The 19,199-nt window shown below is 34.7% G+C and carries 18 protein-coding genes; 5 read left to right on the top strand and 13 right to left on the bottom strand.

The genetic code is table 11. From position 1 onward, the window contains the following. The first annotated feature begins 2 nt into the window (after positions 1 to 2). The gene (locus ACFX5E_RS00620) at positions 3 to 1,349 is read left to right on the top strand and encodes a DEAD/DEAH box helicase (RefSeq protein ID WP_379853417.1); all 1,347 of its coding nucleotides are present in this window, start codon (positions 3 to 5) and stop codon (positions 1,347 to 1,349) included. A 190-nt stretch (positions 1,350 to 1,539) separates the two neighbouring features. Here ACFX5E_RS00620 and ACFX5E_RS00615 read toward each other — a convergent pair whose 3' ends face one another. The 4 genes from ACFX5E_RS00615 to ACFX5E_RS00600 form a co-directional block, all read right to left on the bottom strand. Further along, entirely contained in the window at positions 1,540 to 2,118 is a 579-nt protein-coding gene (locus ACFX5E_RS00615; RefSeq protein WP_379853226.1) for a PhnA domain-containing protein, read from the bottom strand. Between the two features lie 147 nt (positions 2,119 to 2,265). Further along, positions 2,266 to 2,721, bottom strand: a complete 456-nt coding sequence (gene coaD, locus ACFX5E_RS00610) for a pantetheine-phosphate adenylyltransferase (protein ID WP_379853225.1) — start codon at positions 2,719 to 2,721, stop codon at positions 2,266 to 2,268. 25 nt (positions 2,722 to 2,746) lie between these two features. Beyond that, complete coding sequence (locus ACFX5E_RS00605) at positions 2,747 to 3,439, bottom strand: DUF421 domain-containing protein (RefSeq protein ID WP_379853224.1); 693 nt, start codon at positions 3,437 to 3,439, stop codon at positions 2,747 to 2,749. A 9-nt stretch (positions 3,440 to 3,448) separates the two neighbouring features. Beyond that, positions 3,449 to 4,423, bottom strand: coding sequence for a D-alanine--D-alanine ligase (locus ACFX5E_RS00600; RefSeq protein ID WP_379853223.1), 975 nt, complete (start codon positions 4,421 to 4,423; stop codon positions 3,449 to 3,451). Between the two features lie 368 nt (positions 4,424 to 4,791). Between ACFX5E_RS00600 and ACFX5E_RS00595 the strand changes: the two genes are divergently transcribed. The 3 genes from ACFX5E_RS00595 to ACFX5E_RS00585 all read left to right on the top strand — a co-directional run bounded on the left by ACFX5E_RS00595 (position 4,792) and on the right by ACFX5E_RS00585 (position 7,266). Beyond that, a complete protein-coding gene (locus tag ACFX5E_RS00595; RefSeq protein ID WP_379853222.1) occupies positions 4,792 to 5,415 on the top strand; it encodes a PASTA domain-containing protein in 624 nt (207 codons plus the stop codon). Beyond that, the gene (locus ACFX5E_RS00590; RefSeq protein WP_379853221.1) at positions 5,405 to 6,448 is read left to right on the top strand and encodes an RluA family pseudouridine synthase; all 1,044 of its coding nucleotides are present in this window, start codon (positions 5,405 to 5,407) and stop codon (positions 6,446 to 6,448) included. The genes ACFX5E_RS00595 and ACFX5E_RS00590 overlap by 11 nt, the downstream gene beginning before the upstream one ends. Before the next feature lie 263 nt (positions 6,449 to 6,711). Continuing rightward, positions 6,712 to 7,266 carry a C40 family peptidase gene (locus ACFX5E_RS00585; RefSeq protein WP_379853220.1) on the top strand — a complete coding sequence of 185 codons (555 nt, stop codon included), beginning with the start codon at positions 6,712 to 6,714 and terminating at the stop codon, positions 7,264 to 7,266. A gap of 187 nt (positions 7,267 to 7,453) precedes the next feature. Here the strand turns inward: ACFX5E_RS00585 and ACFX5E_RS00580 are convergent, their stop codons facing one another. The 5 genes from ACFX5E_RS00580 to ACFX5E_RS00560 all read right to left on the bottom strand — a co-directional run bounded on the left by ACFX5E_RS00580 (position 7,454) and on the right by ACFX5E_RS00560 (position 13,355). After that, positions 7,454 to 8,248, bottom strand: coding sequence for a transglutaminase domain-containing protein (locus tag ACFX5E_RS00580; protein ID WP_379853219.1), 795 nt, complete (start codon positions 8,246 to 8,248; stop codon positions 7,454 to 7,456). Between the two features lie 226 nt (positions 8,249 to 8,474). After that, positions 8,475 to 9,893, bottom strand: a complete 1,419-nt coding sequence (locus ACFX5E_RS00575) for an adenosine deaminase (protein WP_379853218.1) — start codon at positions 9,891 to 9,893, stop codon at positions 8,475 to 8,477. Positions 9,894 to 10,203: 310 nt separating this feature from the next. Beyond that, positions 10,204 to 11,442 carry an NAD(P)/FAD-dependent oxidoreductase gene (locus ACFX5E_RS00570; RefSeq protein WP_379853217.1) on the bottom strand — a complete coding sequence of 413 codons (1,239 nt, stop codon included), beginning with the start codon at positions 11,440 to 11,442 and terminating at the stop codon, positions 10,204 to 10,206. Between the two features lie 105 nt (positions 11,443 to 11,547). Further along, a complete protein-coding gene (locus ACFX5E_RS00565) occupies positions 11,548 to 12,825 on the bottom strand; it encodes an MFS transporter (protein WP_379853216.1) in 1,278 nt (425 codons plus the stop codon). Beyond that, positions 12,825 to 13,355, bottom strand: coding sequence for a GNAT family N-acetyltransferase (locus tag ACFX5E_RS00560; RefSeq protein WP_379853215.1), 531 nt, complete (start codon positions 13,353 to 13,355; stop codon positions 12,825 to 12,827). Before ACFX5E_RS00560 ends, ACFX5E_RS00565 begins: the two co-directional genes overlap by 1 nt. Positions 13,356 to 13,527: 172 nt before the next feature. Between ACFX5E_RS00560 and yaaA the strand changes: the two genes are divergently transcribed. Beyond that, entirely contained in the window at positions 13,528 to 14,286 is a 759-nt protein-coding gene (gene yaaA / locus ACFX5E_RS00555) for a peroxide stress protein YaaA (RefSeq protein ID WP_379853214.1), read from the top strand. Positions 14,287 to 14,402: 116 nt separating this feature from the next. Here yaaA and ACFX5E_RS00550 read toward each other — a convergent pair whose 3' ends face one another. Genes ACFX5E_RS00550 through ACFX5E_RS00535 form a run of 4 tightly spaced genes read right to left on the bottom strand, consistent with a single transcriptional unit; the run spans position 14,403 to position 19,015 of the window. After that, positions 14,403 to 15,983, bottom strand: a complete 1,581-nt coding sequence (locus tag ACFX5E_RS00550) for an MDR family MFS transporter (RefSeq protein ID WP_379853213.1) — start codon at positions 15,981 to 15,983, stop codon at positions 14,403 to 14,405. A gap of 1 nt (position 15,984) precedes the next feature. Then, complete coding sequence (locus ACFX5E_RS00545) at positions 15,985 to 17,064, bottom strand: HlyD family secretion protein (RefSeq protein ID WP_379853212.1); 1,080 nt, start codon at positions 17,062 to 17,064, stop codon at positions 15,985 to 15,987. A gap of 9 nt (positions 17,065 to 17,073) precedes the next feature. Continuing rightward, positions 17,074 to 18,399, bottom strand: a complete 1,326-nt coding sequence (locus ACFX5E_RS00540; protein ID WP_379853211.1) for a TolC family protein — start codon at positions 18,397 to 18,399, stop codon at positions 17,074 to 17,076. Then, complete coding sequence (locus tag ACFX5E_RS00535) at positions 18,389 to 19,015, bottom strand: TetR/AcrR family transcriptional regulator (protein ID WP_379853210.1); 627 nt, start codon at positions 19,013 to 19,015, stop codon at positions 18,389 to 18,391. The genes ACFX5E_RS00540 and ACFX5E_RS00535 overlap by 11 nt, the downstream gene beginning before the upstream one ends. Positions 19,016 to 19,199 lie beyond the last annotated feature (184 nt).

Here is a 19,199-nt window from a genome sequence, read left to right as displayed (position 1 = left end):
AAATGAATAAGAAACACCATTCCAACAATATACTTTTAAATTTAGGCATCGAAAGCCTGAACGAAATGCAGGAAGTAGCCCAAGACGCTATTTTGAATGATAATAATGTTTTATTGCTTTCGCCAACAGGTTCTGGTAAAACCTTGGCTTTTTTATTGCCAATTTTAGAAATGTTACAGCCTGAATTCCAATCGGTTCAATGTTTAATTCTGGTTCCGTCACGTGAATTAGGATTGCAGATTGAGCAAGTTTGGAAAAAAATGGGAACGGATTATAAAGTAAATGTATGCTACGGTGGACATTCCATTGAAACCGAAATCAAGAATTTGAGTAATCCACCGGCTGTTTTGATAGGAACGCCAGGGAGAATTGCCGATCATATTGACAGAGGGACTTTTCGTACCGATAAAATTCAAACCTTGATTCTGGATGAATTTGACAAATCATTGCAATTGGGTTTCCATGAGCAAATGTCCTTTATCATCGGGAAATTGACGAAATTGAATAAACGTGTTTTGGTTTCAGCAACTTCCGATATTGAGATTCCAAGATACACGCGAGTGGTAAATCCAACGATTTTGGACTTTATTCCTGAAAATGTAGCAGAAACGAATCTTTCCATGAAAATGGTGGTTTCGAAAGAAAAGGACAAAATAGGAAGCTTGTTCAACTTGATTTGTTCGTTGAAATCACAATCGGCTATCGTTTTTTGCAACCATCGTGATGCTGCGGAACGTATCAGCGATACCTTGAACGAAAAAGGAATCTATGCTACGTATTATCATGGTGGAATGGATCAGGACGAAAGAGAGCGCGCTTTAATCCAGTTTAGAAATGGGAGTGTGAGCTATTTAATCACAACAGATCTAGCTGCTCGTGGACTTGATATTCCCGAAATGAATCACGTAATTCATTATCATTTGCCATCTAAAGAAGACGAATTTACCCATCGAAACGGTAGAACGGCACGTATGCTTGCTTCTGGAACCGCTTACATCATTGCTCACGAAAGCGAGAAAAAGATGGATTATATTGATTATACTATGGAAGCTTTGAAAGTGGAAAATTCTACATCATTGCCAAAACCCCCAGAATTTCAAACGATATACATCAGTGGCGGAAAGAAAAATAAATTGAATAAAATTGATATCGTAGGTTTCTTTTCTCAAAAAGGAAAATTGGAAAAAGGCGATTTAGGATTGATCGAAGTAAAAGATTTTATCTCATTTGCCGCAGTAAAATTCAATAAAGTGAAAGATTTATTGCACGCCATTAAAGACGAAAAAATGAAAGGCAAGAAGTTCAAAATTGAAGTGGCCCGAAAAGTGATTAAGAAAGAAGAGGAGTAATTAGTGTTCAGTTTTGAAAAGTGTTCAGTGTTCAGTCCCGACGCTTCGGGATTAATGAGCAGTAAAATAGTCTAACAATAAAAAAATCGTTAACAGTAAAATATTTTACTGTTAACGATTTTTAGATATAAAGAAGTCACTAATAACTCTTTTTTCTGATCACTGATCACTGATCACTGCAAACTTGTGACTATATCTTTTTTACGTATTGTGTAATGATTACAATAGTCTGGCCATCTACTTTTCCTTCTATATATTCAGCATTTTCGTGATCTAATCGAATGTTTCGCACTGCGGTTCCTTGTTTAGCAACCATGCTTGATCCTTTTACTTTTAAATCTTTGATTAAAACTACCGAATCTCCAGTTTCCAAAATTACCCCATTGCTATCACGGTGTATAATTTTATTTTCATCTTCTTCACCTTCACCAGTTGCTTGAGCCCAGGCTAAAGTGTCCTCGTCTAAATACATTTGGTCCAATAATTCTTGAGGCCATCCTGATGCACGTAAACGACTCAACATTCTCCAAGCTAACACTTGAACAGCTGTATGCTCGCTCCACATGCTGTCGTTTAGACATCTCCAATGGTTCAAATCTACATTGTCCGGGTTTTCTATTTGGTCTATACAAGTACTGCAAGCCAATATACTTTCATCGATTCCACCTTTTTTTGTTGGAAGCACTTCATATACTTTTAGGTTTTCAGTTGCTCCACAAAGTTCACATTTCGATCCACTGCGTTTATTTAATTCTCTTTCTATACTCATGTCTAATGGCTTTTATTTTTGGTAAAAATACGGCTAAATAGCGCTTTTCACAAATTTATATTGTTACTGTTTATTTGTCAAGTCGAGCGCAGTCGAGACCTATAATTTAGTCTCGACTGCGCTCGATTTGACAAAATCTCTTTAGAATTATTTCACTCTTACTGCATCGGGGACTAACATTTCGTATTGTCCGCCATTGCGAATTACATCTCTTACAATACTGGAACTGATATAGGAAGTTCTGGCTGCAGTCAATAAAAATACGGTTTCTATTTTTGACAAGCGGCGATTGGTGTGTGCAATGGCTTTTTCAAATTCGAAATCGGCTGGATTACGCAAACCACGAAGAATAAAATCTGCGTTTATTTTATGGCACAAGTCAATCGTCAAACCTTCGTAGGTAATCACTGAAACTTTTGGTTCGTTTTTGAAGGTTTCTTCAATAAAGCGTTTTCTTTCTTCAAGTGAAAACATGTATTTTTTTTCGGCATTGATTCCAATGGCAATTACGATTTCATCAAATAGCGAAATGCTTCTTTTGATGATGTCTTCATGTCCTAAAGTAATGGGATCAAATGATCCGGGAAATATGGCTTTTCTCATTTTGTAAGATATAATTACATCAAATTTATGTTTTTCTATGTGTTTTTATGGCTTCTACCCATTCGGATTTTTCACAAACTCTGCATTCCGCATTTCCTGGTTTGTGGCTTTCCGTATTTCCGCAAAAGGTGCAGGAATAAATACCTTCTGTAGGGATCGTTTTACTTTTTAGTTTAAATAGAAAAGGCAGAATTGGCAAACCTGGTTGGACTTCATGGTCTTCATAATAGAAAACACTGATTTCGCCACTGGTTTCCATAAACGCATTTTTCACCTGTCCTAAATGCTCTATTGATTTCATACGCAGTTCCGAAAAAAATTCATCTTGCGCTAGACTTTCCTTTTTAAAAGTAGCAATTGAAAATTTCCCTTCGCTGATAATACATTCCGTTTTGCCTTCTATAAACTCTTCAAATTTTTTGCTTTTTCCGGTGAGCCAAGTTACTAATCGGTATAAAAGTATAATGACCAGAAATACCGTTATCGGTGGAATTATTCCAACTTCCTCATAAAACATAGGATCTCCTGCTGCTGAACCTAAAGCGATAATAATCACTGTTTCAAAAACAGATAACTGCTTGACACCACGTTTACCCGCCACTTTTAATGTCAAAAGTAGAACGGTAAACATTATGGTGGATCGGAAAACAACTTCTAAAAGGAAGGATTCGGGTAAATCATTGTATAATAATCGGTTCCACTCAAAGATTTCTTTCATAAGAGGAAATTAGTTAGTTAGCGCCAATTCTATCGCATTTGTAAACAAATCTTCCAATGAAATTCCTGCAGCTTTTGCTTGTTGCGGAATCAAACTTTCGGTGGTAAGCCCTGGAATCGTATTCATCTCGAGCATGTGCGGTTCCCCGTTTACGATGATAAACTCACTTCTGGAGAAGCCTTTCATTTTTAGCAATTCGTAAGCGCGTTTGGCTATTTCGCTCACTTTTTGTGTCATTTCATCCGAGATTCTCGCTGGCGTAATTTCCTGTGATTTACCCAAATATTTGGCTTCATAATCGAAGAAATCATTGTCAGAAACTATTTCGGTTATGGGTAAAACGGTTACGGTTCCTTTGTAATTGATTACTCCAACGGAAACTTCAGTACCGTCAAGGAAACTTTCAATGATGATTTCGTTGTCTTCTTTGTACGCCATTTCGATTGCGATAGGCAATTCGGCGGCAGTTTTAACTTTTGAAATCCCGAAGCTGGAACCTGCTTTATTTGGCTTTACAAAACATGGCAAACCAACCTTGGCTACAATTTCTTCGGTATTGATGGTATCACCTTTATTTAAATAATAGGAAATGGCTGTTTTGATTCCGTACGGTTTTAATACAGACAATAAATCACGTTTGTTGAAGGTTAATGCGGCTTGGTAATAATTGCAAGCCGTTTGTGAAATATTCAGCAATTGGAAGTAAGCCTGCATCAATCCATCCTCGCCAGGAGTACCATGAATGGCATTAAAAACACAGTCGAAAGTGATTTTAGCTCCGTCTACTATTACTGAAAAATCATTTTTATCAATAGGGAATTCAACATTATTAACATCGACATAAACCCATTTGTTTTTGAAAATATGGATTTGGAATCCGTTGAATTTATTTCTGTCCAGAAATTGATACACGACGTTTCCGCTAATTAGTGAGATTTTGTACTCGCTGGAATAGCCGCCCATGATAATAGCAATGTTTTTCATTTTTTTTGTTTGATTATTGTATTATTCTAAATATTAAAAAACTACCCCGTCTTTCAGGCACCCCTCCAGCGGAGAGGAAGCTTTATGTATTCCCCTCTAATGGAGGGGTGCCCAACGGGCGGGGTGGCTTTTCAGGTGTTTTGATATGCAATTTTTCTTTTGAATACGTATGCCTTAGCCCCGATAGCAGTGGAAATCCTTTTTATACGCCTTTTCGGCGGATAAAAAGATTGCAACGAATAGCGGGAAATAGCTCCTTACTTAGACAGCACTCAGGATTACAAATGAATTGCAAATACTATTAAACAAAATTATCATTTTTTTTGGAACGAAATAGGTTTATCTTTGCCGCATATAAAAATAAATTTATGAGTTTACGTAAGTATCTTACTAGCCGTGTCTTTTTAGGGCAAGTATTAATTGCAATTGCTATTATTGCAGTTTTGGGCTATTTGTTTATGCATTGGTTAACTTTTACGACTGATCATGGTCATGAAATAACGGTGCCGGATTTGAGAAAATTAACTGTAGAACAAGTGGAGGAGAAGCTGGACGAGCTGGATTTAGATTATGTGCTTTTGGATAGCGTAGATTTTAGAAGTGGATTTCCTAAGTTTAGTGTGGTAGAGCAAGATCCTATACCTGGAGATAAAGTAAAAGTGGGTAGAAAAGTATATATAAAAATCAATGCGTCAGGGTTTTCATCAGTAAAAATTCCGGATTTAATTGAAAAAACATACCGTGAAGCGGTTCCGACTTTGAAAGCTTTGGGACTTGAAGAAGGGACAATTACTTATATTCCGAATCTTGGAAAAGATATGGTTCTGGAAATGCGTTACAAAGGAAGAAACCTAAAAGTAGGGGACCGAGTATTGAAATCGTCTAAAATTGATTTAGTATTAGGAGACGGAAAAGCGAGTTATGTGGATGAAAGTGTAGTAGATAGTGTAGCAACACCAGTAGAAGAACAAGTACCAGCAAATGAACAATAATATAGAAACAATAGATTTAGAAGAGGAGTTATTTGAACATTTTAGATTTGAAGTTCCTAAGGGCCAAGCGTCTTTGCGAATTGATAAATACTTGATGAGTTTAATACAAAATGCGACTCGCAATAAAATACAAACAGCTGCCACCGAAGGGAATATTTTTGTAAATGACGTTATTGTCAGGTCAAATTATAAAGTGAAAGCCAGTGATGTGGTGCGCGTCATGTTATCGCATCCACCGTTTGAAAATCATATCATCCCGGAGAATATTCCGCTTAATATTGTGTTTGAGGATGATGCGTTGTTATTGATAAACAAAGAGCCAGGAATGGTGGTTCATCCCGGTCATGGGAATTATACCGGGACTTTAGTGCATGCTTTGGCGTATCATTTTGATAATTTGCCAATGAACAGCAGCGAACGTCCAGGACTCGTTCATAGAATTGATAAAGACACTTCGGGTTTATTGGTTATTGCCAAAACCGAAGCGGCGATGACACATCTGGCCAAACAATTTGAAGCTAAAACTTCTGAAAGGGAATATATCGCTTTAGTTTGGGGAAATGTAATTGCTGATCAAGGTACGATTGAAGGGAATGTGGCGCGCCACGTAAAAGACCGTATGCAAATGGCGGTTTTTGCTGATCCGGAAATAGGGAAACCTGCTGTGACACATTATAAAGTGCTAGAGCGTTTTGGTTATGTGACTTTGATTTCGTGCCAACTGGAAACCGGTAGAACGCATCAAATCCGTGTTCACTTAAAGCATATTGGTCACACTTTGTTTAATGACGAGCGTTATGGAGGTCATTTGATTTTAAAAGGAACTACATTTACCAAATACAAACAGTTTATAGATAATTGTTTCAAAGCGTTACCAAGACAGGCATTACACGCCAAAACTTTGGGTTTTTTGCATCCTACGACTGGAGAAATGATGCGTTTTGATACGGAACTTCCACAGGATTTTCAAGATTGTATCGAGAAATGGCGAGGATATTCGAAATCGCATAGTACGGAAGAAGAAGAAAAGTAAAAATATAAAAGCCCCGATTGGGGCTTTTTTTATGGGGTATAATTTGTATAAATGGGCACAAAGGTTTTACGCTATCGGTTTATTGGTGTGTTTATTGTATGTCTTTGATTTTCTGGGCTTCTTTGCTCTATTTTACTTTAAATAATATAAATTAGTTAGATTTGTAAAAGTAAGTTAGATAGTATCTTACTTATTCAATTATGGAATACCGAAATAGTAATAGCCAATTTATAACTAAAAAATACTAATTTAATTCTTCTATTATGACAACTAAAAAGATAAATATCTTAAAATTTGCAACAATCATAGGTTCATTGCTACTTATTTTGGGTAGCGCCGCGTATGGTTCATCGAGAGGCGGTTCGTTTTTACCACAAAGAAATGGATCTATTGTTAAAGACACAGTGATTCATCCAATTGAAAATAATGTTTCCTTGGGGGATAAGATTGTAAGCTTTGGAATGACTTTATTAGGGACACCTTATGTTGAAGCGGGCTCTGGCAAGAATGGGTTTGACTGTTCAGGATTTGTCTACTTTGTCTATAACCATTTTAAAATTCAGGTTCCTCGCAGCTCTTCAGAATTTAAGAATTTTGGGAAAGAAATCCCAATTGCTAATGTGAAAAAAGGAGATATTTTGTTGTTTTTGAGTCCTACCAGAAAGGTTATTGGCCATATAGGGATAGTGACAAATCCAAAAGGAATGGAAAGTGATTTTATACACTCCTCCTCAGGGCGCGAAATGAAAGTGATTGTTACAAGTCTAAAAAAGCCGGGCTATACTCGCAGATTCGTAAAAGCAATACGTGTTTTATAATATGCAAGAAAATATTTTTAAAATTATGAGTTATTTTTGTTTAATGCCTATGGTTGTGGGCTCAAAGTCAGAGACATTTGTGAAGTTTATAAAGGAATACTTTGTGGAGAAAGGGTAAAATAAAAAAAATAGAGTTTGGATTTTTATAAGATTAATATATTGAATTGATAACGCAGTATTTGCTTGTTTAGGATTGATACATTGGAAACTCATAAGCGTAACTATTTCCGGTAAGATATACTAAACCATGAATAATTGACTCCGGAAGAAATCCCAGTTTATCTAAATAATAGTCATAGGTTTTGTTGCAATAGTTGGTGATTACAAAAGGGGAAGATTTAGAAATAAGATAAAGATCATTTATGTTTTGATTGTCTATCGTAAAGTTTTTGTTGAATTTGGAATAATAGATTTCTTTATTTTCTTTTTTTAAGTTGATCAGTTCAAAAACGGATAAGGGTAATTTTGGACTGATTTGATAAAAGATTATTGATTTAGATACATCAATAATAATCCACTTTTGGAATTCTTTGCAATAGACTTCGTTAAAGGAATGTCCACCTAAAAGGCTTGGTTTTCCGGTATTAATTTTGAGTCCCCATTCTTTTACTTTCAAATCATTAATGACACAAAAATTATTAAAAACTTGTGCAAAATCACTGCAAACTCCTCCTTCACCTTTAATCATTTTTCGTAAAACATTTTCGGAAGATTTACCCAGACCAGGTCCGCCTTTAATGTTATTTCTAAGCCATTTTGCGATTTTCTTAACTTTCTCAATATCGCTTAATTGTGTTTTTTTTTCAGATAAAATCATATTGTTCAGTTGGAAATAAATAGCAGGAATATCCTTTTTCTTATTTAAGCCATTATAACAAAAACTATCCGCTCGATCGCTGGTGACGTTCTTAGATATTAATCTAAATCTGATTTTAAACAATAAAGGATGTCTTCTTAAATACCAAAGTAAAGTTCTACTCATCTTCAATAATTTATCTTGTTAGTAAACAATTCAAATTTCGAAATTCTAAATAATTGGGATTTATTATGAAATGTAACTATCAAGTAGTTAAGTAGGTATATCAAATATAATAAAATAAAGGTTTCGAAAAACGAAAAATTTATTTTTATTTTAAGAATAAGCAAAATAAAAAAAGCCCTGAGTTGGGACTTATTTTTGCATTTGTAAAATAATTATGGGGAACTAATTATTTTTTTGGAAAATGAGATTCGAAAGTTTTAAATCTGGAATCTAAATTTTTTAGTAATTCTTTCTTTACCGAATTTTCTTGAATGAAACTGTAAGTGATGCTATTGTAAACAAATTTTTTGATATCTGCATAAGTGATGTTTTTGTATCTTTTTGCCAATAAAACATACTGTTCAGTCATGTTGGTTCTTAGTATTCCGGCATCATCGGTACTGATCACTATTGGAACTCCAAATTCTTTATATAGTGTCAATGGATGGCGGTTTTCTTTGACCTTTAAAATGAACTCATTGCTCACTAAATTTATTTCAATTGGGATATCTTTCTTAGCCATGTACTGCAACAAATCATACGAATTCTGTTCATAAGCCATATCAACACCATGACCGATGCGATTAGCTCCGGCAATATGTACCGCTGCATTAATGTGCCAAGTCAGGTCTTCGGGTTGCACTACTCCCAAAGTAAGTTCACCGGCGTGTAGCGTGTATTTAACATTTGGAAAACGAGAATGACAATATTTAAACATAACCATATGCAGCCAGTAATCTTTCATGGAAGTTTCACCATCTTCAGGAGAAACGATGTTTACGCCAGCCATAAGCGGGCTGGTGTCTGCCGAGATAAAAGCAATCACTAGATTTTTAAATAAATCAACGGGTTCCATAAAACGCAACACAAAATTTTGATAGCGCATCGTGAAACGGGAATCATCAATCTTAAGCTCGTTATGAAGTTTGGCTACAAAATTAGTATTGAAATCGGTAGCGTATGATTTGGCATTCTTTTGCTGAAAAGCATTGTAAACGGAATCCAAAGACTGCATAATCCCATTTTCGTCTTTTACCTTTGCCAATTGTCGCAATCGCGCATTGAATTTTGTCAAATCATCCGTATTCATAGAACAAGGAATCGTAGATAATTGGGTTTCAATGTAACTTACATTTTCAGTAATGGCTCTGTTTTTCAGTTCCAAAAGCCCTTGTCCAAAATTGCCTTTTATTGCTGGCTCAAACTTCATAAAAGATTCAAAAAACAACTTGTCTGATGGATAGTCAACATGATTATAGTCTTTAACGGACCATTTTTGCATGATTTTTTGTTTGTAAGCGTCTAACGTTCCATTACTTTTTAAGGTTGAAAATTGTTCCCAGTTTCCAGTTGATGGTTTTTCCTTTAAAACATCCATCGTTTCGGTGTTGAGATAAAAATTATCTGCAATGGCATGCGCCAATAAAGGTTCAGCGTAAATTGATCCGGAATAGTGGTGGTGTAAATCGCCTCCTTTTGGCATTTGAGAAAAGAAAGCAGTTAAAGCCGCTTCATTGTCTCTAATCTTTTCAAAATAGGTATTGGTGGATTGTGAATAACCAACATTTAATAAGAAGGAAAGAAAAAAGGTGAGAAATAATTTCATAGAATAGATTTTATAGAAGGAATTGTTCGTGATGACCAAAATAGGTTTGCTCTTTATTTTCTTAATTTGAAAAAATTAAAATTGCGCAAAGATCAATATTTTTGATGGAATTTAAAAATTTAAAGCAAAAACTCTTATATTTTTATACATCAGCATTAAATTTTTGCCAAATTAAGGAGTGATTAAAAAAAATATTTCTCCGGTCCGTACGAAAAAGAAAGTATTCTACTTTCTCGAATATTTTTTTTAGAATTAGAATCCAAACTAAATATCCAACGGGAGTTCTTTCAAGTCTAAAAAATTACACGAATTATAATTTCATAACTTCTGCTGCTAATCGCCCAGTTTTTAAAGCCGCATTTATAGAACCATTAAGCAAATTATCACCACAAATAAATAGCGCATCAGATATTTTTATCTCCGCAGCATCGAGTTCATTCCGCACACTTTCCTGTGTCGGCAAAGCATATTCAATGCGATACGCCTTCAGCATTAGCCACGAATTTACTTTTTGACCGTACCATTGTTTCAATTCTTCTTTCATGTTTTCGGCCAAAGTAGCATCATCAACAGTTGGGATTCCATTATAGGAAACGGAAATGAGTATTTTCCCTTTTGGAGCATAAGCTTTAGAAACATTAGACATCACAGTCAAATTATTCACCCATTTCTTTGTGGTTGAAGCATTCAAGATGACAACTGCTTTTTTAGTGGGAGCTTCGTTTGTTTCGAAATAGATATTGGTTACTTGATGCGAAGTCATTTTTTGTTTCGGGAAGAATTTCTGGGTAAGGTTATTTGCGGTCGTAGCCAAAAGAATTTGGTTGGCTTCTAAAACGTTTCCATCTTCAGTAATTACTTTATTTCCGTCGATAGAAGCCACTTTTGTATTGCATTGAATACTGCCTTCGGGAAGCATGGCGACTAACTGTTTTGGTATTTCTTCCATTCCTAAAGCAGGAATTGCCACATCACCATCGGAAAACATTTTCATTACAAAATCGAACATTCTTCGAGAAGTACTCAAGTCATTTTCCAGAAAAATACCCGAAAGAAATGGAGCATAAAAACGCTGAATCATTTTTGGACTAAAACCATAATCAGCCAGTTGCTTGCGGGTAGTTTGCTCTGGTTGTTCGAAAATTTCCTTAATGGTCAATTTTTGTAATTTATTTTTTAACCAAAGCGTATTCAGTTTATCTGCCAACGTACCAACGGGAGCAAAAAGAGTGGCTAATGCAGCAGAAGGTCTTCGGAATGGATCAGCAATTTCAAAACGGCCTCCGTCATAGAGAACCGTTGCTCCGGGTAGCATTTTTTTTAGTTTTAAATCTCTATAATTGAGTAATGCTTGAGTTTCAGGATACGCGGTCAAAAGAACCTGAAAGCCTCTGTCAAGAAGAAAACCTTCATAGGAATCCGTTTTTATTCTTCCTCCGGCACGTTCACTAGCTTCTAAAACTAATACCTTTCTACCTTGACGATGCAAATAAATTGCAGCTGATAATCCGGCGAGTCCCGCTCCAACAATAATTACATCCTGTTTCATATTTTTTGAAATGTTTTATACAAAAATAAGGCAAATAGACTTTAAAAAGAAAGTGCTTTTCGCTATTTATTACGAAGTAAAGAGTACTGTTATTATTTAAAAAAATTAAAGGAAAGCCTGTGATTCCTGTTCTGAATAATTCAAATCAGTATGAAAGGTTTCTTTTAATTTCCAAAGTGCCAAAATTGAAATTACGGATAATATTGATCCCACAATCATAGCCGATTGCAGAATATTTCCATCAAAAATAGTATCTCTGAAAAAACCATAAATGAGAATAATCAGCGGTAATGAACCCCGAACAAAATTAGGAACTGTAGTGGTCACCGTTGCGCGAATGTTGGTTCCAAATTGTTCTGCAGCAATGGTTACAAATAACACCCAATAGCCTACTGAGAATCCCATAATAAAACAAAGCGTGTAGAAAGAAGAAGCTGAAATTCCAAAAGCATTTAGATAAACAAATACCATAACCAAATTAAGGATCAGAAATAAGTACATGACTTTTTTTCTGCTTTTCAGCCACTGACTTAATAATCCGCTTGCAATATCGCCAAAAACTAATCCACCGTAACACCAGGCGATGGCCTTTCCTGCGGCAATAGTTTCAAAACCCTGAACACCTAATGCTTTAGCAAATTCAGGTGAAAAAGTAATCAATACACCAACCAAAAACCACAATGGAATCCCGATAAGAATGCATTGAATGTATTTTGAAAAACGTTGTTTATTGGTAAATAAAGACAAAAAATCCCCTTTCTTCTCCTCACTTTCTTGTACTTTTTTAAACATACCTGATTCGGAAATACTTATTCTTAGAAATAGTAACAGCAGTCCCAAAACTCCGCCGGCATAATAACACAAACGCCAATCCTGAAAAATCTGATATACTAAATAAGCGACTACCGCTCCTGAAACGCCAACCGATGCTACAATCATAGTTCCATATCCTCGTTTTTCTTTGGGCAAAATTTCCGTTACCAAAGTAATTCCTGCGCCTAATTCGCCCGCAAGTCCAATTCCTGCGATTAACCGCCAAAAAGCGTATCCATCAACAGTAGTTACCATTCCGTTAGCAATATTAGCCACGGAATAAATTAAAATGGAACCAAATAAAACAGAAATCCGTCCTTTTTTATCGCCCAAAATTCCCCAAAGGATACCGCCAAAAAGCATCCCAAACATTTGCATGCTAATCAAATATTCTCCTTGATTCCGAATGGCATCTCCCGTGATTCCTAAGTCTTTCAAACTATCGGTACGAACGATTCCAAAAAGTAGTAAATCATAAATATCAACAAAATAGCCAAGAGCCGCCACAATTACGGCTGCATTAAGAATTGAAACAGGTTTTTTTATATCGGTGAAATTATTGTTTTTCATTATGATTTTTTGTTTACATCCAATTTCATTAATAAATCTGTTTGTTCTTCGTCGCCAAGAATAAAAACATGTTTGTCAAATGTTATAAAACCATTTTTAGTATAAAATCGCAACGCTCTGTGATTTTCTTCCCAAACGCCAAGCCAAATATAATCTGAAGTGGTTTGTTGTGCAATCTGGATTGCTTTATCCACCAATAATTGACCTACTTTTTTCCCATGAAAAGCTTGCGAAACATAGATTCTATGAATTTCTAAAGCATTATCATTTAAAATTTCGGTTTGTGCGTTACCAAAATTTAGTTTTAAATAACCAATCGGTTCTGAATCAGAATATGCTATAAAAAACTGGGAGTTTGGATTGGTTATTTCAGAAGTTAATTGTTCCAAATTAAAACTTTCCCGATTGTAATTTTCAATATTTTCGGGTGTGTTTACTTCGGCAAAAGTTTCAGAAAAGGTTTGGATGCTTATAATTTGTAATACTTCAAGGTCATATAAGGAAGCTTTTTTAATTTCAATTTCAGACATAATAAAATATAGTGGTTTTGTTTTGGTTCAATCAAAAATAGTAAAAATATATTTGCAATGATTTATATTATCTATCCTATTATTAGACAAATCAATTCGTACGGACTCATTTCTTATTTTCAATTTGTACTTTTGAATCGGATACTAAAATGAACTGAAACAGAATCTGAATATGAAAATTGTTATATCGCCAGCCAAATCATTAAATTTCGAAAAAGAGTTACCTACTTCACAGCATACCGAACCTTTATTTCTAAAAGAAGCGAGACAGGTTCATAAAGTTTTAAAAGAAAAAAAGCCCGCTGAATTATCTGATTTAATGAGTATTTCAGATAAACTGGCTGATTTGAATTGGAAACGCAATCAAGAATGGAAAACGCCTTTCACTCTAGAAAATGCGCGTCCGGCAATTTTTACTTTTGATGGAGATGTGTATACCGGATTGGATGCGTATTCGATTCCAATAGAAAAATTAGAATCCTTGCAAGATATTTTGAGGATTTTGTCCGGTTTATATGGATTGCTAAAACCATTAGATTTGATGCAAGCCTATAGATTAGAAATGGGTACAAAACTACCTATCGGCGAGAGCAAAAATTTATATGAATTTTGGAAAACTACTGTTACAAAAGAATTGAATAAAGAACTTAAAAAAGGAGAATTATTCATCAATCTTGCCAGTACGGAGTATTTTTCGGTAATTGATGTAAAAGCTTTAAAAGTTCCCGTGATTACCCCTGAATTTAAAGATTATAAAAATGGTAAACTTAAAATAATCAGTTTTTTTGCCAAGAAGGCCAGGGGAATGATGGTGCGTTATATTATTGATACGGATGCTAAAACAATCGATGATTTGAAAGGTTTCAATTATGAAGGCTATCAGTTTGACACTAACTTATCACAGGGAAACCATTTGGTTTTTACTCGATAAAATGATTTCAGATTGCAGATTAACGATTTTTGATTGCAGAAGTTTTAAACCTCTTAAAGTAGATATCTCGTATTTATCAACACGAAATCTAAAATCGTTAATCTGCAATCAAAAATCTAATGCATTGCATCTGCAGGATTGATTTTGTTTTTTCCTTTTTTGATTAAAAATACAATAGGAATACAACATAAAAACATAATTCCAAGATAAAGAAAGATATCCATGTATGACAAAACGGTACTTTGCTTCATGATTGAATAATCTATGGCCTGATATGCTTTTTTCAAGGCTTCGTTGCTGCTGAATCCTTTAGACATAAATCCTTTTTGCAGCATTGCGATACGTTGTTGTACTTCAAATTTGCTGGCATCTAAATGGGAAACTAAATCTACTCGATGTTTCTGACTAAATCGTGTGATAAGAGTGGTAATAATAGCAATACCAAAAGAACCTCCTAATTGTCTCATCATTCCTGTAAATGCCGCTCCTTCTCCAATATGTTTCCCTTTTAGCGTAGAAAGTGATAAGGTTGTTATGGGAACGAAAAGTAATCCTAATCCAACTCCTCGCAATATTAAAGGCCAAAATAGATGCTCGGTACCTGTATTTGGGGTCATTCTATTATGCATCATAAGAGTGAAGAAAAAGAAAATCACAAACCCCAGACCCACCATATAACCTTGGGGAACTCCTCTTTGAATTAATTTTCCAATAATTGGCATCATAAAAGCGGTCGTAATCGAACCCGGAATAAGTAATAGTCCGGCATCAGTAGCGGTCCAGCCTAAAATAGATTGCGTATAAATTGGAATAATTAAAGTAGAACCATAAAGTCCAAATCCCAAGATAAAACACATTAGAACTCCAATTCTAAGATTTCCATCTTTCAAAACACTTAAGTTTACAATTGGATGCTTATAGGTTAGCTCTCGCCAGATAAATAATATTAGTCCAAATAAAGAGATGGTGCTTAAGATTACAATTGTTTTGTTGTTGAACCAATCATCTTGTTGCCCATGTTCCAAAACATATTGTAAGGAACCTATAAAAGCAGTCAAGAGGAAAATACCCCACCAATCGACTTGGCTGGTTTTTAATTTTTCACCGTATTGTGGACTTCTTACGAAAGTGAATGCTAATATAGCGGCTATGATTCCAAGAGGGATATTGATATAAAAAATATAAGGCCAAGAAAAATGATCGACTAAATAACCTCCTAATGGCGGACCTAAAGTAGGGCCCACAATCACGCCCATTCCATAAATTGCCTGAGCCATACCTCGTTTTGCAATAGGATAACTCTCGGTTATAATAGTTTGTGCGGTAACTAATAAAGCACCACCACCAAGTCCTTGAATAAATCGGAAAATGATGAGTTCCCAAATATTATCGGAGTTCCCACACATGAAGGAGGCAGTGGTAAAAATAATAATAGATACCACGAAGTAATTACGTCTTCCAAATTGTTGCGAAAGCCAACTCGTCATCGGAATGACAATTACGTTTGCAATAGCATAAGCCGTAATTACCCACGCCACATCATTCAATGTAGCACCCAGACTTCCTCTCATATTGGTTAAAGCCACATTGACAATAGTGGTATCAACGATTTCCAGCAAAGCACAAAGTACTGCTGTTATCGTAATAATAACCCGTCTATAGCCATATTCTACTAAATCCTCTTCTATTACTGCCATTTTATTTTAAATGTACGTCAACATCAACATTCATCCCCGGGCGTAATAATTTAATTTTTTCGACATCGTTAGATTTGTTCAAACTTATTTTTACCGGTAAGCGTTGAATGGTTTTTACAAAGTTTCCTGTTGCGTTATCTGGAGGCAAAATAGAGAAACGAGATCCCGTTGCCGGTGAAAAAGAGGTTATATTACCTTCAAAATCATAGTCTGGATAAGCATCAACCTTTACAGTCACTTTTTGTCCGATAACCATTTTGTTCAATTGTGTTTCCTTGAAATTAGCAATTACCCAAGCATTAGAATTATTGATAATATAAAACAAAGACTGCCCTGGTTGTACCAATTGTCCTGGCTGGATATCAATTTTAGAAACCTGACCGTCAATAGCAGCTGTAACTACAGTGTAGGTTAAATTTAATTCTGCAGCATCAAGCATTGCTTTTGCTCTTTTGATATTTGCAGCAGCAACATCAGTCTGTTTATTGGAAACTTTAGATTTAGCTACAATTACTGATTTTTGAAAAGCACTGGCTCTTTCTTGCTGTTGCAAAATACGGACTTGATTTTCAGCTTCTAGTTTTGCTGCCAAGGCTTGCTCGTATTGTTGTTTGGTAATCGAATGATTTTTATACAAATTATTGTATCGAATGTAATCGCTGTTAATTCGGTCCAATCTAATTTTTGCCGATTCAATATTTCCTCCTGCAGATAATACATTGGCGTCAGATACAGAAATGCTAGCCAAAGCACTACCGATATCTGCTTTTGAAACTTCAAAATTACCTTCAGCAGCAAGAAATGCAGCATTCGCCTCGTCAATTTTCAGCTGATAATCTCTCTTGTCTATCGTAAATAAGGTATCGCCTTTTTTTACAAAATCATTATCTTTTATGTATACTTTATCCACATATCCAGAAACTTTAGGGATAATGGGATTCATGTTTTTTTCTATTTGCGCATCGTCTGTTTCTTCATGAGCCAATGAATGCATGTATTTATAGATTCCATAAGTTCCGACTAACACTACCAAAACCACTAGGATAATAATAAATTTTGTATTTGTTTTTTTCTTTTCCATGTGTTTTGATTATATTTTTGATAGATTGAATGATTGAGATAATTGTCCGGTAACAGAAAGCAATTCATAATATTTTTGAATTATATTAGCTTTTGCCAATGCTTTATTGATTTTTGAACCTAATTGTTCTACATCAGCTTCAAGCAAATCATTGGTGTCCGAAAGACCGTTGTCGTATTTGTCTTTGATGATTCTATAATTTTCTGATGATTGTTCTACGGCTTGTGCATAAACCTCATTTTGTTTCAGTGCCAAGTTATAATCTTCTATTGCATTTTGAACTTCTAGTTTGATATAATCAGTAAGTATAGCTTGAGAATTTTGTACTTCAAGTACTTTGCTTTCAGCTATTCTTACCATAGTTCCATTTTTTAGAATAGCACTCAAATCATAAGAAACACCCAGACCAATATTCATTGCATTTTGAACAGTTATCACATTTTTTAAGTCTAATGCAGTATAACCACCAATGATTGCAATGGAAGGATAATAGGCACTTCTTGCTATTTTAATATTAGCCTGACTTGCTTTTTCTTGAAAACGGACTGCTTCCAAATCTTTACGATTTTGTAGGGCCGGTTCATCATTGGTAGGAACGTTATCCATTTGAAAATTGGCAAAATCACTTTCGTTAATTATTAGTTTTGTTCCGGCAGGCAATTTTAGCAGCGTAACCAGATAAAAATTCACAATATTTAAATTTTTAGCTGCTTCATCTATTGACAACTGAATTTTAGAAACTTGTAACTGTGATTTTAATAAATCATTTCTGGGGATAATTCCGTTTTTTTCTAAATCACTAAAATCAGTTGCTCGTTGTTGCGCTCTTTTCTGATTTTCTTTTAAAAGTTCCAAAGTTTTTTGAGCTTTATACAAATCAGCATAATGATTAATTACTTTCATGGCCACTTCTTCCTTAGTTTGAGAAGCTGTTGCTGTTTCTGCCTGATACAAATTTTCGTAAGCTTTGATGCTGTTTTGGATTTTAAATCCTGCAAAAACCGGTACGCTGGCATTAACTTGTCCGATCATCAATTGATCCACAACAGGAAGTGGTTCAGAATTTGAACTTTTATTGATTTTTAAATCAATGGAAGCTTTTGCTAATCTTTGGTATTGTCCCGAAACTTTCAAGTCAGGATATTGACTGTTTTTTGTGGATTGTAATTCGTATCTTTTAGTATTTACTTTAGTATTGGCTAAACTAACCTCATTACTGTTTTTCCAAGCCAAATGTATGGCTTCATCGAGCGTTAAACTTGTTTTTTCTTGTGCTTCGACAGCCGAAATTCCGATGAAGAAAATCCCGAAGAGCATTAATTGACTAACTTTCATAAATCAGAAGGGCTTTTATAGTTTGTTGGATGTGTTTTGTCAAATTAGTTTTTATGTAATTATTGTACAAGTCTTCCGTTTTCAAATTCAATAAATTTTGAAAGAAAGCTTTATTCATATGGAAATGAAAGAAAGTACCCAAAATAGTGGGCGTTATAAGAGGAATAATTACGTCTTTTCTAAAAATACCTTTGGTTTGACCTTCTACGATTATAGATTCCAGAGACTTAAGGTTTCCTTTTTTTAATTCCGAGAAAGCCTGAAGATTTGAATCTCTTTTTTTTGAGGTGAATTCGAAGTGTAAAATTCTGTAAATACCTTTGTTACAATTTATTCGATTGATGTAAAGCTCAATAAGCTTGTTTATTTTTTCGATAGGTTCAAGATCTTCGTGGATTAAATTATCCAATTGCAATTTTAAGTCGGAAGTTCTGTAAAGTATTAAAGATTCCAACAAACGTTCTTTTGAACCAAAATAATAGGAAACCATTGCAATGTTTATTTTGGCCTCTTTAGCAATATTCCGAATCGAAGTACCGTCAAATCCTTTTTCTGCAAATAGCGTTTCGGCTACTTCAAGTATTGTAATTTGTTTCTCGTTAAAATTGGTTTTCAATTCTTCTTTTTTTAATTCCAAGTAAAATTAAACATCTGTTTAAATTTAAACGGTTGTTTAATTTAGTTTTAACGAAATTTTAACATAAATAAATCTAGTGTTTTATGTTAAAAATAAGCTCAAATGTAAAGCCATTTGTTACTAACTCTGATAATAGTAGTGGTTATTTCCATGAACTGTTTCT

The organism is Flavobacterium xylosi (assembly GCF_042787345.1).
Classification (GTDB): Bacteria; Bacteroidota; Bacteroidia; order Flavobacteriales; family Flavobacteriaceae; genus Flavobacterium; species Flavobacterium xylosi.
The sequence above is the reverse complement of the archived record's forward strand: the minus strand, read 5'-3'. Positions and strand labels throughout refer to the sequence as shown.